This window comes from Paenibacillus sp. FSL K6-1096 (assembly GCF_037977055.1).
Classification (GTDB): domain Bacteria; phylum Bacillota; class Bacilli; order Paenibacillales; family Paenibacillaceae; genus Paenibacillus_AQ.
This window is the reverse complement of record NZ_CP150274.1, coordinates 4,935,922-4,950,589: the sequence shown is the minus strand read 5'-3', so window position 1 is coordinate 4,950,589 and position 14,668 is coordinate 4,935,922. Positions and strand designations below refer to the sequence as shown.

At 58.8% G+C, this 14,668-nt stretch carries 15 protein-coding genes and 2 other annotated features; of the genes, 3 read left to right on the top strand and 12 right to left on the bottom strand.

Features of this window, described 5'->3' with window-relative positions:
* Positions 1–70 precede the first annotated feature (70 nt).
* The 3 genes from MHI24_RS21825 to MHI24_RS21815 all read right to left on the bottom strand — a co-directional run bounded on the left by MHI24_RS21825 (position 71) and on the right by MHI24_RS21815 (position 1,768).
* Positions 71–556, bottom strand: a complete 486-nt coding sequence (locus MHI24_RS21825) for a MogA/MoaB family molybdenum cofactor biosynthesis protein (RefSeq protein WP_238652326.1) — start codon at positions 554–556, stop codon at positions 71–73.
* A gap of 88 nt (positions 557–644) precedes the next feature.
* Entirely contained in the window at positions 645–1,121 is a 477-nt protein-coding gene (moaC, locus tag MHI24_RS21820) for a cyclic pyranopterin monophosphate synthase MoaC (protein ID WP_340021622.1), read from the bottom strand.
* A complete protein-coding gene (locus MHI24_RS21815; protein ID WP_340021621.1) occupies positions 1,112–1,768 on the bottom strand; it encodes a 5-formyltetrahydrofolate cyclo-ligase in 657 nt (218 codons plus the stop codon). Before MHI24_RS21815 ends, moaC begins: the two co-directional genes overlap by 10 nt.
* A gap of 220 nt (positions 1,769–1,988) precedes the next feature.
* Between MHI24_RS21815 and MHI24_RS21810 the strand changes: the two genes are divergently transcribed.
* Positions 1,989–3,944, top strand: a complete 1,956-nt coding sequence (locus MHI24_RS21810; protein ID WP_340021620.1) for an ABC-F family ATP-binding cassette domain-containing protein — start codon at positions 1,989–1,991, stop codon at positions 3,942–3,944.
* Positions 3,945–4,714: 770 nt separating this feature from the next.
* Here MHI24_RS21810 and MHI24_RS21805 read toward each other — a convergent pair.
* The 8 genes from MHI24_RS21805 to MHI24_RS21770 form a co-directional block, all read right to left on the bottom strand.
* Positions 4,715–6,277: a 2-isopropylmalate synthase gene (locus tag MHI24_RS21805; protein WP_340026752.1), complete on the bottom strand. Its 1,563-nt coding sequence runs from the start codon at positions 6,275–6,277 to the stop codon at positions 4,715–4,717.
* Positions 6,278–6,350: 73 nt separating this feature from the next.
* Positions 6,351–6,647, bottom strand: a binding site (T-box leader).
* 47 nt (positions 6,648–6,694) lie between these two features.
* Positions 6,695–6,976, bottom strand: a binding site (T-box leader).
* Between the two features lie 55 nt (positions 6,977–7,031).
* Positions 7,032–8,081: a tRNA (adenosine(37)-N6)-threonylcarbamoyltransferase complex transferase subunit TsaD gene (tsaD, locus tag MHI24_RS21800; RefSeq protein ID WP_340021618.1), complete on the bottom strand. Its 1,050-nt coding sequence runs from the start codon at positions 8,079–8,081 to the stop codon at positions 7,032–7,034.
* Positions 8,078–8,602, bottom strand: a complete 525-nt coding sequence (rimI, locus tag MHI24_RS21795) for a ribosomal protein S18-alanine N-acetyltransferase (RefSeq protein WP_340021617.1) — start codon at positions 8,600–8,602, stop codon at positions 8,078–8,080. The genes tsaD and rimI overlap by 4 nt, the downstream gene beginning before the upstream one ends.
* Entirely contained in the window at positions 8,599–9,435 is an 837-nt protein-coding gene (gene tsaB / locus MHI24_RS21790; protein WP_340021615.1) for a tRNA (adenosine(37)-N6)-threonylcarbamoyltransferase complex dimerization subunit type 1 TsaB, read from the bottom strand. Before tsaB ends, rimI begins: the two co-directional genes overlap by 4 nt.
* Entirely contained in the window at positions 9,428–9,913 is a 486-nt protein-coding gene (gene tsaE / locus MHI24_RS21785; protein ID WP_340026751.1) for a tRNA (adenosine(37)-N6)-threonylcarbamoyltransferase complex ATPase subunit type 1 TsaE, read from the bottom strand. Before tsaE ends, tsaB begins: the two co-directional genes overlap by 8 nt.
* A gap of 95 nt (positions 9,914–10,008) precedes the next feature.
* Complete coding sequence (locus MHI24_RS21780; protein ID WP_340021614.1) at positions 10,009–10,971, bottom strand: multidrug resistance efflux transporter family protein; 963 nt, start codon at positions 10,969–10,971, stop codon at positions 10,009–10,011.
* Between the two features lie 305 nt (positions 10,972–11,276).
* On the bottom strand, positions 11,277–11,468 hold the full coding sequence (locus MHI24_RS21775) for an H-type small acid-soluble spore protein (RefSeq protein WP_340021613.1): 192 nt from the start codon (positions 11,466–11,468) through the stop codon (positions 11,277–11,279).
* Between the two features lie 13 nt (positions 11,469–11,481).
* Positions 11,482–11,664, bottom strand: a complete 183-nt coding sequence (locus tag MHI24_RS21770) for a hypothetical protein (RefSeq protein ID WP_340021612.1) — start codon at positions 11,662–11,664, stop codon at positions 11,482–11,484.
* Between the two features lie 152 nt (positions 11,665–11,816).
* Here MHI24_RS21770 and MHI24_RS21765 point away from each other — a divergent pair, with 152 nt between their 5' ends.
* Both MHI24_RS21765 and MHI24_RS21760 read left to right on the top strand, forming a co-directional pair.
* Complete coding sequence (locus MHI24_RS21765) at positions 11,817–12,797, top strand: Ku protein (protein WP_340021611.1); 981 nt, start codon at positions 11,817–11,819, stop codon at positions 12,795–12,797.
* Complete coding sequence (locus MHI24_RS21760) at positions 12,790–13,791, top strand: DNA ligase (protein WP_340021610.1); 1,002 nt, start codon at positions 12,790–12,792, stop codon at positions 13,789–13,791. The genes MHI24_RS21765 and MHI24_RS21760 overlap by 8 nt, the downstream gene beginning before the upstream one ends.
* Before the next feature lie 3 nt (positions 13,792–13,794).
* Here the strand turns inward: MHI24_RS21760 and MHI24_RS21755 are convergent, their stop codons facing one another.
* Positions 13,795–14,628 carry a hypothetical protein gene (locus tag MHI24_RS21755; RefSeq protein WP_340021609.1) on the bottom strand — a complete coding sequence of 278 codons (834 nt, stop codon included), beginning with the start codon at positions 14,626–14,628 and terminating at the stop codon, positions 13,795–13,797.
* Positions 14,629–14,668: the final 40 nt, after the last annotated feature.

Genomic DNA, 14,668 nt, shown 5'->3' with positions numbered 1-14,668 from the left:
ATAACTTATATCACACATCCATGGTCTATCCTGAACGATTCACGCACATGTCGATGGGAGTCCCTCCCCTTTACTGCCGGTATTGCCCCGTAACCATCAGCAAGGCCTCCGGCAACTGGTCCATAATGGCCGCCAGATTCTCATGTACCCCCTTCGGAGTACCCGGCAGATTGACAATCAGCGTCCGGCCGCGGATGCCGCTTATTCCCCGGAACAGCATCGCTGCACGGTTCTTCTGCATGACTGTACTGCGCATGGCCTCGGAGAGTCCGGGCACTTCGCGTTCAATCACCCGCCGCGTCGCCTCAGGCGTCACATCACGGATTGCCAGATCGGTCCCGCCTGTAGTCAGCACCAGGTCCGCCTGGAAATAATCTGTAAGCTCAATCAGTGCGGCAATAATCTCATCCTGCTCATCGGGCACGATCCGGTATTCTATAATCTCCCCGCCAAGCTCCTCCTCCACCAGCTCCCGAATCACCTGGGCGCTCGTGTCTTCCCGTTCGCCTCTGGACCCTTTGTCGCTGGCTGTCAGGATCGCTGTTTTCCACGCCATCGGTTTGTCCCTCCCTATCTATGTATTATGTATGTCCGGCTGCTTCGGCAGCGGCCGGTACGCCGGCGCAAGGGTTCGGGCCGCTTCCCTATTCTGCTTCCAGCACGTAATCCCCATTCTTGCCGCCGCTCTTGGACACCAGCATCGTAGGTCCGATAATCATGTCCTTCTGCAGCGCCTTGCACATGTCATATACGGTCAGGGCCGCGGCAGATACTGCCGTCAGCGCCTCCATCTCCACCCCGGTCTTGCCCGTGATGCTGACGGTTGCTTCTATATATAGTTCATCTTTGTTGTTGTCCGTGAAGCGGATGTCCACCCCGGTCAGCGGCAGCGGGTGACACATCGGAATCCAGCTTGAGGTCTGCTTGGCCGCCATAATCCCGGCTACCTGGGCTACAGCAAGAACATCACCTTTGCGGATCTCGCCGGACTTGATTGCTGTCAGCGTCGCAGGCTTCATCCGCACCAGGCTTCGGGCCGCAGCCGTCCGCTTGGTAACATCCTTGCCGCTGACATCCACCATCCGGGCCCGGCCCTGCTCATTGAAATGAGTTAATTCCACGTCACCCTCTCCTTCCGGCAATCCCAGATGCCATTCTCCGTAATCAGCAGATCCATCAGGGCATCATGCTCTTCAAGCGGGACCTCAGGAAGCAGCTGCAGCCCAAAGGCCAGCCCGATCCATAAGGGTCTGCGGGTGTCTCCGGGATGTCCCTGCTCCCAGGCCGCCCGCAAGCGGTCATAATAACCGCGCCCGTAGCCCAGGCGTCCGCCCCGCAGATCAAAGGCCAGGCCGGGCACGAATACCACATCCGGCAGATGCCGCCCTGCGCCGGACTCTGCTCCGGCAAGCGCTTTGCTTCCGGCGGCAGGCTCCGGTATTCCGTAGGCTCCGGGAACCAGTTCCTCCCAGGAGCCTACAGGATGGATGCTCAGGGTTCCGCTCTCCCGGTCCACGCGGGGAAGCCATACATCATGGCCTCCCGCCCATGCCTCTCTCAGCAGAGGGAGGCAGTCCAGCTCGGAGCGGAACGGGGCATAGGCGAGCAGGGAGGCCGCGCCGGCCTGCGTGAACCAGCTCCAGGCATGATTGCAGACCCGGGCGGATAACTGTGCCCTGTCTTCCAGGGACAGCCCGTCCCGGAGAGCGGCCTTCCCGGCCCGCAGCTCCCGCTTCCGCGCGGCAAGCTCTATGCTGCGCTCGGGCATAGGCAGCCTCCTCCTTTATCTTGTTGTTCAATAGCTTATCATAGTTTGTAAGCTCAGTTTACCACTCTTCATGCCGGTTCGCCAAGGTTGCATCATTCCCCTTGTTAGGAGAATGAACCTCGCACGGCACACCTTTTTCATGTAAACTGGAGAATAGAATCAGGATATCGCCCGGACGCAAGCCGCCGGGCCAAATTGCAAGGGCGGAGGTTTCATCAGAATGCTTCTTCAAGCGACAGGAATTACGAAATCATATGGAATACAAAACATACTGGACGGCATCAGCCTCATGGTGAATGAGAAGGAGCGTGTCGGACTGGTCGGCGTCAACGGGGCCGGCAAATCCACCTTCCTGCAGATTCTCGCCGGGGAGCTGTCCTACGACAGCGGACAGATTCATAAGGCCAAGGAGACCACCATCGGCTATCTGGCCCAGAACAGCGGACTCCAGTCAGACCGGACGATACAGGAGGAGATGCTGGCCGTATTCGCGCCGCTGCTGGAGGCGGAGGCTGAGCTGCGGCAGCTTGAGACGGATATCGCTGACCCTAAGCTGGCCGATGATCCGAAGCGGTACGAGGAGCTTCTGGAGCGCTATGCCAGACGTTCCGACTGGTTCCGAGACCAAGGCGGCTATGAGATGAATACGCGCATCCGCAGCGTCCTGCACGGGATGGGCTTCGGAGATTTCGCTCCCGATACGCCGATCGCAACCTTAAGCGGAGGCCAGAAGACACGCCTGGCCCTGGCCCGCATCCTGCTGCAGGCCCCGGACCTGCTCATGCTCGATGAGCCTACGAACCATCTGGACATCGAGACGCTTACCTGGCTGGAGGATTATCTGCGCGGGTATGCCGGCGGCATTCTCGTTGTGTCCCATGACCGGTATTTCCTTGACCGGCTCGTGACCACCATCGTGGAGATTGAGCGGCACCAGTCCCGCCGGTATACCGGCAACTACAGCCGTTACGTGGAGCTGAAGGCGGCCGAATACGAGATCCGCATGAAGCAATACGAGAAGCAGCAGGATGAGATCTCGCGGATGGAGGATTTCGTACAGCGCAATATCGTACGGGCCTCCACCACCAAGCGGGCCCAGAGCCGCCGCAAGGCACTCGATAAAATGGAGCGCATCGACAAGCCGCTGGGCGACCTGAAGAAGGCCAGCTTCTCCTTCGAGCCGGACTTCATGTCCGGCAAGGAGGTGCTGCAGCTCCGTGGAGTAGCTGTAGCCTTCAAAGAAGCAGCGAAGCCGCTGTTCCAGAATGCCTCCTTCGAGCTGCGGCGCGGAGAGACAGCAGCGCTGATCGGGCCGAACGGGATCGGCAAGTCCACGCTGCTGCAATGTCTGACCGGCACCCGTGAGCCGTCCGCCGGAACGGTGAACTGGGGCACTAAGGTCAAGATCGCTTACTATGACCAGGAGCAGACAAGACTGAATCCGAATAATACGGTGCTGGAAGAGCTGTGGAGCGAGTATCCGATGCTGGAGGAGGCCAGAATCCGGACCATTCTCGGCAATTTCCTGTTCAGCGGCGAGGATGTCCTCAAGAAGGTAGCAGCATTGAGCGGCGGCGAGAAAGCCCGGGTAGCCTTGTCCAAGCTGATGCTGCGCGGGGCCAACATGCTGATTCTCGATGAGCCGACCAACCATCTGGATCTGGTCAGCCGCGAGGTGCTGGAGGCGGCGCTGATCGATTTCGAGGGGACGCTGCTGTTCATTTCCCATGACCGTTATTTCCTGAATAAAATGGCGGAGCGTGTGCTGGAGCTGCACCCGGACGGTATTGACCAGTATCTGGGTAACTATGACGACTATATTGCGAAGAAGCAGGAGCTGGAAGCGATAGCGGCGGAGGAAGCAGAGCTTGCAGCGGCCAAGCTCTCGCGGAATGCGGCCAGTGAAGCTCCGGCAGCGGAGAAAGGCACCGCCCTCTCCTATGAGGCCGAGAAGCAGGCCAAGCGTGAAGAGCGCAACCGCCAGCGGCGGATTGCAGAGCTGGAGGAGAAGATCGCTGCGCTGGAGGAAGCCATCGCAGACATTGAGCATGAGATGACCAGACCTGAGGTCTTTCAGGATTACATGGCTCTTCAGGAGCATGAAGGCAAACTGAAGGATAAGAAGGAGCAGCTGACAGATTTATTTAGCGAATGGGAGATACTGGCTGCAGAATAATGTAAAAGCAGGCCAAAATAAATTTTAACAGTTTCCATTTTGTTCAAATCCGGTTATCCACAGACTCATCCACAGTTTCCGTGTATAACTGCTGCCCCGAATTGGCCGTTCGGGGCTTTTTTTAGGCTTAAAATAGCTACTTTCGTTGTCAAGGACTTTTTATCCACCGAATTATCCACATTATCCACAATTCCCACAAAAATGTTGCATTGTATAAGTAGCGATTTACTCCGCTTAAAAAATAGGCGTTATTACTCATTTTACACGCTTTTTACACAACTCGCGCGGAATATGTGGATAACGTTGTCCACATCTTGACAAAAGCCGCAACGGGTAAAAAATATGTTAGGTTTGGGTGCTATGGATGTCCGTTTGTGCGCCATCCAGCCCCATATGACGCCTCACCTACGGCATGTTAGCTCTCCGCCCACCCAGCGCCGAATGTAGTTGGTTTTTCGATTACATTTGGTCCACTCGCCCACCCAGCACCGAATGTAGTCGGTTTTTCGATTACATTTGCTCCACTCGCCCACCCAGCGCCGAATGTGGTTGGTTTTTCGATTACATTTGGTCCACTCGCCCACCCAGCACCGAATGTAGTCGGTTTTTCGATTACATTCAGCCACACGCAGCTCCACACCAGCCGCATGCAGCTAAAATGCCTCTGCCGATGTCGGTGACTTGGCAGAGGCATCCGTTCCTTGCATTGTGCTAAATCTGCGACCTGCGGGGCCGCATCAATATGATCTTTCGTTACTAGCCTCTACCTGCTAGCCATTCACCGCCGTGTCCGCACTGTCCGCCGCCGCATCTGACAGCAGCGCGGCATTGCACGCTGCAATATAAGCGATGCCCGCTGCCATCACGATATCGTGATGGATGGCGGTGCCGCGGAATTTCGCGCCCTTCCATTCCACCATCACCGCGGCCTCCGCCTGGGCATTGCCGCCGCTGCCCAGCGAGTGCAGCTCCAGCCCGTCGAAGCGGATCTCCTCGGCAATCCCTTGCCCGATCGCGGCAATGATGGCCTCCAGCGGCCCGTCCCCGGTGCTGGTGTGCGTGGCTTCTGCGCCGCTGGCCAGATGGCGCACCGTCACTGCGGCCACCCGGCGCGGCGCGCTGCCGGCCAGCACCTGAACCTCGCCGAGCGCATAGACCTGCGCCTGCTGGCCGGTGGTGCTGCTGACCATCCGCAGCAGCTCGTCATCGCTGACGGCCTTCTGGCGGTCAGCGGTCTCCTTGAAGGATTCGTAGAGCGCGTCCAGCTCCGCCGGATCCAGGGCAATCCCGTATTTCGCTGCCCGGTCCTTCAGCGCGTGTCTGCCCGAATGCTTGCCGAGGATAATCATGCTGCGCGGAATGCCCAGCCGTTCCGGGTCCATAATCTCGTACGTGCTGCGGTCCTTCAGCAGGCCGTCCTGGTGGATGCCGGATTCATGCTGGAAGGCGTTCCGTCCGACCACCGGCTTGTTGAAGGCGATCGGGAAATGCATCGCTCCGCTGATCATTCTGGAGGTGTCATACAGCTTATCCAGCACGATTCCGGTCTCTGCGCCGATAGCGTCACCGCGTGTCTCCAGTGCCATAACCAGCTCCTCCAGCGCACAGTTCCCGGTGCGCTCACCGACGCCGTTGACGGTCACCTCGATCTGCGTAGCCCCGCCTTCGATCGCCGCCAGGCTGTTCGCTACCGCCAGGCCCAGGTCGTTATGGCAATGGGCGCTGTAGATGACCTTATCGCCGCCTCTGGCCCCCAGCCGCACCCGCCGGAACATCTCGCCGTATTCCTGCGGCAGCGCGTACCCTACAGTGTCAGGCAGATTGATAATCGAGGCGCCCTCTTCAATGACCGCCTCCACCATTTCGATCAGATCATCGATGCCCGTCCGCGCGGCGTCCATGGCAGTGAATTCAACAACGTCACAGAACTGCCGGGCATAGGCGGTCATTTCCCGTGCCACTGCCACCACCTCCGGACGGCTCATGCGCAGCTGATGACGCAGGTGGATGTCGGAGGAGGAGATGAACAGATGAATCCGCCGCCGCGCGGCATCCCGGGTGGCCCGGACCGCTGCATCGATATCCCCCTTGACCGCACGGGCGAAGCCGCAGATTTCCACGCCCTGGATCTTCCGCGAGATGGTCTCCACCGCAGCAAAATCGCCCGGACTGGATACGGGGAAGCCCGGCTCCATCACATCCACCCCCAGCTCGGCCAGCTTGCCGGCCAGGATGATTTTCTGCTCAGGCGTCAGACTGGCCCCCGGGGCCTGCTCTCCGTCCCGCAGCGTCGTGTCAAAAATCTGAATTCGTTTCTTTACCGGAATAATCATCATGTACTCCTCCTCAAATGTAAGTTCATTTCCCATCCACCAGCTCCAGAAAAACACAAAAAACCGCCATCTCCTAAGAGACGGCGGGTCACCCCTCCGCGGTACCACTCTTGTTGACGCATACAGGCTTCCGGTATTGGCAAGCCCCCAGCTGCGTCCAGCTCCGCTTCATGCTTCTCCCCATGCTGAGCACGGGCTTACGATGAATCACGAATCGTCCGGTAACGGGGACATCCGTAGCAGCGTACCTGTAACCCTTTCCGCTGCTCCGCTCACGGGCGAGATTCGCCGGCCTCCGGTGACTGCGTCGCACCACCCCGCAGCTCTCTGTACACCTTAGCCGTCTACTGCTCCCGTTCATTGCGTGTGATCTCTATGGATGCCTGTCTAAGCGCACCAAAAAGCCTGCCGTCTCATTCAAGAGACGACAGGCTGATTACCCTCGCGGTACCACTCTTGTTGATATCCGGTTCAGCTGTTGATCAGCCGCACCCGTGATATCCACTCCACAACCTGATCACGGAGGTTATCCGTAACGATGTACTCTTCAGGACACCAGCCTTAGCACTGCGCCAGTGTATGCTCCCTGCTTCCACCGTTCCGCTCCCGGACGAGTTCAGGTCTCCTTCGACTGCGTCGCACCATCCCGCAGCTCTCTTAACCCGGAGTCACCTTACTGCTTCCCTTCATCGCGTTTGTTCAAATATAAGATGTTATGAATTGAACTGATTATACCCGCCTGCCCGGGCAAAAGTCAATAGACAGATACCGACCATTTCTCCAGCGGTAAGCCGGGGTCAGCGACCATATCCAGCGGAATACCGCCATCATGTCTCCATTTGACATAAGCGGCTGCACCGATCATCGCCGCATTATCTGTACAATAGACCGGCGGCGGAACGATCAGCTCGATTCCCTCGGCTGCGCAGCGCCGGGTCAGTTCTTCCCTAAGCCCCTTATTCGCCGCAACCCCGCCGGAGAGCAGAAGCTGCTCTGCCTTATACTCCCGGACTGCACGGACCGCCTTCTCGACCAGCACCTCCACGACCGACTCCTGGAAGCCGCGGGCAATGCCGGCCGTATCGGGTTCAAGCCCCTTCATCTTGCTCTGGTTCACCGCATTCAGCACGGCAGACTTCAGGCCGCTGAAGCTGAAGTCATACGAGCCCGGCTCCAGCCAGACCCGCGGCAGCGGATAAGCCTCCTCCGCATCATGTGCCAGCCGGTCCACATACGGCCCGCCCGGATAAGGGAAGCCCAGCGCCCGGGCCACCTTGTCATACGCCTCGCCGACCGCATCGTCACGGGTGCGCCCGATAATCCGGAACACGCCCTCGCGTTCCATATGCACCAGCTCGGTGTGACCGCCGGAGACGACCAGCGTCATATTGGGATACTTCAGCTCCTTCACCAGCCGGTTGGCATAGATATGGCCGGCGATATGATGGGTGCCGATAAGCGGCTTGTTCCAGGCCAGCGCAAGGCTTTTGGCAGCAACGACGCCGACCAGCAGCGCACCCACCAGCCCGGGACCCTGGGTGACCGCCACCGCACTCAGCTCCTGCGGACGGACGCCCGCTGTGCTTAACGCTTCTTCGATCACCAGCGTAATGACCTCGACATGCTTGCGGGAGGCTACCTCCGGCACCACGCCCCCGAAGGCCCGGTGGGTCTCAATCTGGCTGGATATAATGTTGGACAGCACCTCACAGCCGTCTTTCACAACAGCAACTGAGGTCTCGTCACAACTGGTTTCAATGGCAAGTATAAGTACAGGCTCCGTAGCGCCCGTTTCTGTCTTCATTTCAAGTCCACGCTTCCTTCCGTTACAGCTTGCTCCCCGTACTCCGGCAGATTGGCCCACATGATGAGCGCATCCTCGCGGTTGTCCGAATAATACCCCTTGCGGGTGCCGGCGGGGCGGAAGCCTTTTTTGCGGTACAGATTCTGGGCCACCTCATTGGAGACCCGCACCTCCAGCGTAATGGACTGCATCCCGAGATAAGCCGCCGTTCTCATCAGCTCGTCCAGCAGCCGCTCGCCCCATTTCCGTCCCCGGTACGCCTCCAGCAGCGCAATGTTGGTCACATGCGCCTCGTCAACAATCGCCCACATCCCCGCATAGCCGATAATCTGCCCGGCCAGCTCCATCACCATATATTTGGCGAAATGATTATGCGTCAGCTCGTTGCGGAAGGCATCCTCGGTCCACGGCATGGTGAAGGCCTCCCGTTCAATGACAAGAATGTCGGGGATATCCTCCAGCCGCATCAGCCGAAAAACAAGCTCATCCTCCTGAACCCTTCCTGCTTCCGGTTCTATCATCTTGTCTTCAGGCTCCCTTCGCTGCTCCGCCGCAGATTAGCCTCCGCTTCCGAGAGCTGCGTATAGTTGGGGATCAGCGCATGAAGCTCTCCGCTCGCCTCATAGACCCCTGCTTCCGCCAGGAAGCCGGTCCAGCGGCCTTCCAGCTCATACGGAAGCGTCCGCACATTGCCCGCTCCGGTAAGCGGAGCCAGCGATTCCGCTGTTCCGTGCAGTCCCGTCTCGCCTACAAACCACAGGCTGCCCGGCATTCTGCCTTCTTGTGCAGCTTCTGTTAGCCGCTCTGCCAGCTCCTGCACCCAGTCCGCCATCAGCCGGATAGCGTCTGCCGCGAGCCGCCGGGGAGGCTTGTCCCCGTCCGCTGCGAATAACGCCGTGTACACCTGCCCCCGCCGGGCATCGATCAGCGGGATAATCCAGTCCGGTCCAGCGGTCCCGGGCGCAGATTCCTGCCCCGCCTGCACAGCGTCTTCCCGCTGCGCAGCCGCCGCATGATACCCGCCCCAGGCGAGCGCATGCAGGCTGGACACGCCGGTTACCGGCACATTCCAGGCCCAGGCCAGCGTTTTGGCGGCTGTGACAGCGATCCGCGTTCCGGTATAGGAGCCCGGACCGATACCGACCGCGATTCCGCCGATCTTATCCGCAGTGACAGCCGCAGCCTGCAGCGCCTGTTCGATAATGGGCAGCAGGTGAACCGAGTGGTTCCGCTCGCCTGAAGCATTGATCTCATGCAGCAGCCCGCTGCCATCGGTTACGGCCACGCCGAGAACAGCCGTTGATGTATCCAGCGCCAAAAGCCGCTTGCGCGGCTCATTATTTAAATTACTCATCTCTTTTACCCCACTTCTGGATCAGCCTGCGGCACACTTCGCCGTATGGTTCTCCGATTCCGGTCACCGTAATCTCCCGTTCCTCCGGGCTGGCGGTCTTCAGCCCGATGTGCAGATGCCGCGGCGGCATCAGTCCGGTAATGACACTGCTCCATTCCACCAGACTCACGCCCTGGCCGTAGAAATACTCCTCCAGCCCCAGCTCATCCGCTTCCTGCTCCGAGATCCGGTAGACATCCATATGATACAGCGGCAGACGGCCCTGATATTCCTTGATAATTGTAAAGGTAGGACTGTTCACAATCCCCTCCACCCCCAGATGACGGGCATAACACTGCGAGAACGCCGTTTTGCCTGCACCCAGATCACCGTCCAAGCCGATCACCATCCCGGGCAATGACTCGGCAGCAATGGCAGCGGCGAGCGCGTCTGTATCCTGAAGGCTATAAGAACGGCAGGTAAACACCGTTTCTGTCATCTTGTCCAAAGCTGCAACCACCTTTTATATAACCTTACCGGTTAACAATACTTTTAATTATATCGGTATGCTACATGTACCGCAACAGGCGCTGTTCAGGCGGCAGCACTTGGGGCACGGGCCTCCTCCGGGTGTCTGGAGAACAGGCTGTGCAGCACCATTCCGCCAATAATGACCGCGATCCCTATCCATGACAGCAGCGAAGGCAGCGGGGAATGAAGCAGCAGAATCTCGCCCAGCAAGGCGAACAGAACCTCCAGCGACTGGGTGGCCTCCACGGCAGCCAGGCCGCTCATGCTGTCCCGCACCAAATCTGTAGCCCGGAAAAAGAGCACCGTCGCCACAATACCCGAACTGAGCGCAACGATCACCGACTGGCCCACCTGCGAGGATGACGGCAGACCTGTATCTGCCAGTCCGTACAGGGCAAGCAGCAGCCAGAAGGGCAGGCTGGCCAGCGTCATGCCGAGAATCCGCTGGAAGACATCCAGCTTGTCTCCGCAGAGCGCCATCATCTTGCGGTTGCCCAGCGGGTAAGCGAAGGAGGCGATCGGGAGGACGCCCAGCAGCACCTGCGCCGGAGCCAGGCGGCGGGCATGATCGGCTTGCAGCAGCGCTACACCGGCCAGAATAATCAGGGACAGAAGCAGCCCGCGCAGCGGGATTCTGCCTTTTATGTATACCGGGCCTGAGGGGCTGCTGACCCACACCCCGAATAGAGGAGCCAGCAGCGAGCCGGAGATAATTGTAATCTGCCAGGTCCCTGCGGTCAGCCAGCCCGGCGCATACGCCGCCGCGAAGCAGATGGGCGCATAGAACAGGCCGAATCCGACCGTTCCCCACAGCAGCCAGGCTCCCGGACGTTCTCTCATTGCCTGGAGCAGCGGCTTAAGCCGTCCCCGTCCGGCTACGATCGCAAGTAACAGCGGCAGGGTAAACAAGTAACGCAGCGAGACGCTCCAGGCCCAGCTTCCCCCCGCCAGCTCCATCCTCCGGTTCAGCACAAAGGTCACGGCAAAAAACAGCGCCGAGCAGATCCCCAGCAATATCGGGCGCATGTCCATCATCTCTTTTCATCTAAATTCTCCCCCAAATATAGGGGCCGTTCCTTCTCTCGTCAACCCTTGTGTCAGCTATTGGTAAAACATTCCGGGTGAAGCCACTTGGCGTCTCCATCCCGCACTCCCGGTACGTACGCTGCCCACCTCCGGGCGTGTGCGGACTCAGAGGCTCCTCATTCCCGCTCACCCCCCGCTTTCCCACATACAAAAAAGCAGGGCCACCCAGCGATGTTGACATCGCCAGCATAGGCCCTGCACCAAAGTCTATTTTCCCCGGATACCCGCCCGGTTGAATTGCGCATCTAAACTTGCTTCTCTTGCTCCTCCAGCCGCTCCACACCAACGGTGTGCGTATTCGTCGGCCGTGAGCCGACCTGAACGGTAGCCATACCATTTTCGGTGTCCACATGCTCGATCCAGACCGGCTCCCCGTCGAGATGCACTGCAATGGTGTCTTTGGAGGCATAAATATCCTTCGCACGTTCTATATCCATTCTCCTGCCCTCCTTATTCCTCTTCTTCTCCGTCAGCCGGAGGCTCGCCAATCGTGGCTTCAGCATCCAGCAGGCCGGGAGCTGCATCCAACTCCTCGTTCTTTGGGTCCGCAATAATATTCTCCCAGTTGACAGCCTCGGCCGGAATGTCCTGCTCCGATAGAGCATCGCTCCAGTGATAATGTGCCTGATCCATAACAGCCTCCTTCTAACATGGGCTTCGCCGAACGGAAGCAGGTTTATTTTTTCCCACCAATCTCAAATAATGCATCCTTCCTGAAGCATGGCTAGAATTAGCCTGCCCGCCTCATACTAAGCCATAACACTAATGATCAGGAGGCGATATCCGTGCATACCGTTTGGAAAGGGGCCATCAGCTTCGGCCTGGTGCATGTTCCCGTCAAAATGTTCTCCGCTACGGAGGACAAGGACATCTCTCTGCGCTACATCCACAAAGAATGCGGCAGCCCGCTGTCCTATGTGCGTAAATGCCCGGTCTGCGAGAAGGAAGTGGCGTGGGAGGAGATCGGCAAGGGCTACGAATATGAAAAAGGCAAGTTCGTGCTGTTCGATAAGGAGGAGCTGGATCAGCTGACGGAGGAGAGCAGCAAGAGCATCACGATTCTGGATTTCGTGGATCTGACGGAGATCGACCCGATCTACTTCCAAAAGACCTATTACCTCTCCCCCGATCAGGCAGGCGCCAATGCTTACCGTCTGCTGATGGAGGCTATGCGTCAGACCGGCAAGATCGGCATCGCCAAAATCTCCATCCGCTCCAAAAGCAGCCTGGCCGCCATCCGTGTGCTGCAGGATTGTATCGCGATTGAGACGATCTTCTATCCCGATGAGGTCCGTCCGGTCTCGCAGGTCCCGGGCCTGCCGGAGCCGGGCCAGGTGAACGACAAGGAGCTGGACATGGCCAAGCTGCTGATCTCCCAGCTGTCCACCCCGTTCGAGCCGGCTAAATATACCGATGATTACCGCCAGCGGATGCTGGATCTGATTACGCACAAGATTGCCGGAGAAGAGTTCCATATCGCCCCTGCGCGCCAGGAGACCAATGTCATCGATCTAATGGCAGCCCTCCAGGCCAGCATCGAAGCGGTCCAGCATATCCCGTCCGATCCCGGGCCCGGCAAGGCGGGGACTGGCGCGAAGCCGCGGACAGCCGCCGGGTCCAAGAAGCGTCCCTCCAAAGCCAAAGCCGCCGCTGCGGGAGCTTCCGCCGATGCCCCGGCAGCCCCGGTGGTAGACGAGGCGACCGGACCGATTCCGGTGATTGCTCCGAAGCCGAAGCGCCGGAGCGCGAAGAGCAAGGATGCCTAGCGGCCGGACTGCTACACGCGGGCTGAAACAGACAGCAGGTTCTGTCAAGCTCCAGCCGGTCACCCCGTTTGAGCCAGTGCTGGCAGCCGTTCCTCCGGCCGGAAGCCAGTGGACCGCCCAGATTAAATGGGACGGGGTGCGGATGCTCTCCCTGTTCGATGGAAGCCATACCGAGCTGATTAACCGCCGTGGCAATAGGCGTACCTTACAGTATCCTGAGCTTACGAAGCCGGAAGCGTATTGCCGGGCCGGTTCCGTTATGCTCGATGGGGAGATCATCGCGCTCAGCGGCGGCAAGCCCTCCTTCCATGAGGTGATGCGGCGGGACAGCCTGAAGAATGAAGCGGCCATCCGGGCGGTGCAGCCGCAGGTTCCGGTGCTGTATATGGTGTTCGACATCCTGTACTGCAATGGCTTGTGGCTGCTGGATATGCCTTTGTCACAGCGGCAGCAGATGCTGAACGAGGTCCTGCTGCCCCATCCCCATGTCCAGCAGGTGCCGAGCTATCCAGACCCTGCCCAGCTGCTCACTGCGGCCAGACAAGGGAGTCTGGAGGGCATTGTCTGCAAGGATCTGGACAGCACCTATGCCCCCGGCGGCAAGGACAAGCGCTGGCAGAAGCTGAAGATCATCTCCGATGTCACCGCTGTCGCCGGCGGCGTCACCTTCCGAGACGGTATTGTCAATGCGCTGCTCTTCGGCTTGTATGATGACGCCGGGAAGCTGCATTATATCGGCCACGCCGGAGCGGGCAGAATGACCGTCCAGGACTGGCGCACGCTGACCGCACGGATTCCCGGGCTGGTTACGGAGCAGATGCCGTTCGCAGCGCTCCCGCAGCGCAGCAAAGGCTCCGTCTGGATTAAGCCGGAGCTGGTGTTCAAGCTGAATTTCCTGGAGTGGAACCCCTCCGGCACCTTCCGCCAGCCGGTCATTCAGGCCCAGGTGGATGTGCCGCCCCGGTCCTGTTCGTTGAGCCAGAGGGAATTATAGAAGCTATTGAGCGGTCAGGCTGCCGGCCATCGCCAGCAGCTCTGCCTTGCTCTGTACAGTGTTTCGGGTGTCCGTCAGTGTATACTCCCTGCTGCCGTCCGGGCTTCTCCACTGCAATTGGGATTTCAGCTTGTCATGATGCGGGCCGAAGGAGGTGAACATCATCTCCTGCCCGTTAACCTGCACCTGCTGGTCCTTGTCCCCCGGCAATGAGGCCAATGTTACTCCGGCCGGAAGCTCGCTGGCTGGCTCGGCGCGCAGGCTCAGCACCTCGCCTTTGCGGGTATAGGTCAGCGTGGTGACATGACCGCTCCAAGGGAGCATTTTGGTGATAACCTTTGTACCTGCTGCTGTGGATTGTTGCTTGAGTTTCTCCCTGAGCTGCACATATCCATCCTCATAAGAAAAAGGAATATCAGGACTGATGATTGCCTCTTTCAGCACATAATCTTTCGGCAGCGAAGCCGGAGCCATCAATGCGCCTCCGCCCATCGACGATAATTTCTGCGCTGCTGCGCTTACAGAAGTATAGCTGAACGGCACATAACTGATATTCAGACTATCCAGCGTGTTAATTTTGGCATCATTGACGTAAACCACCCGCATTTCCCCTGCTTTCAAGGGAACTGTGTTCGCTTGAGCCAGCAAAGCGTCCAGCGGAGATGGCGCAGCCGGCTTGGCCGGTTGTTCAGTTTCTGCCCACAGGATGCCGTTACTTTTATTCTTCAATTTGTCAGGCAGCGTTCCCGCTGCTCCGGCCGTTCCCGCTGCCGCGCTGAGCAGCATGGACAAGCAGAGTGCGGCAGCCGCCGCTTTCTTTTTCTTAGACAGAGTCATGTTCTAATTCCTTCCCTTCGGCTGATATGTTTGTTGCTGC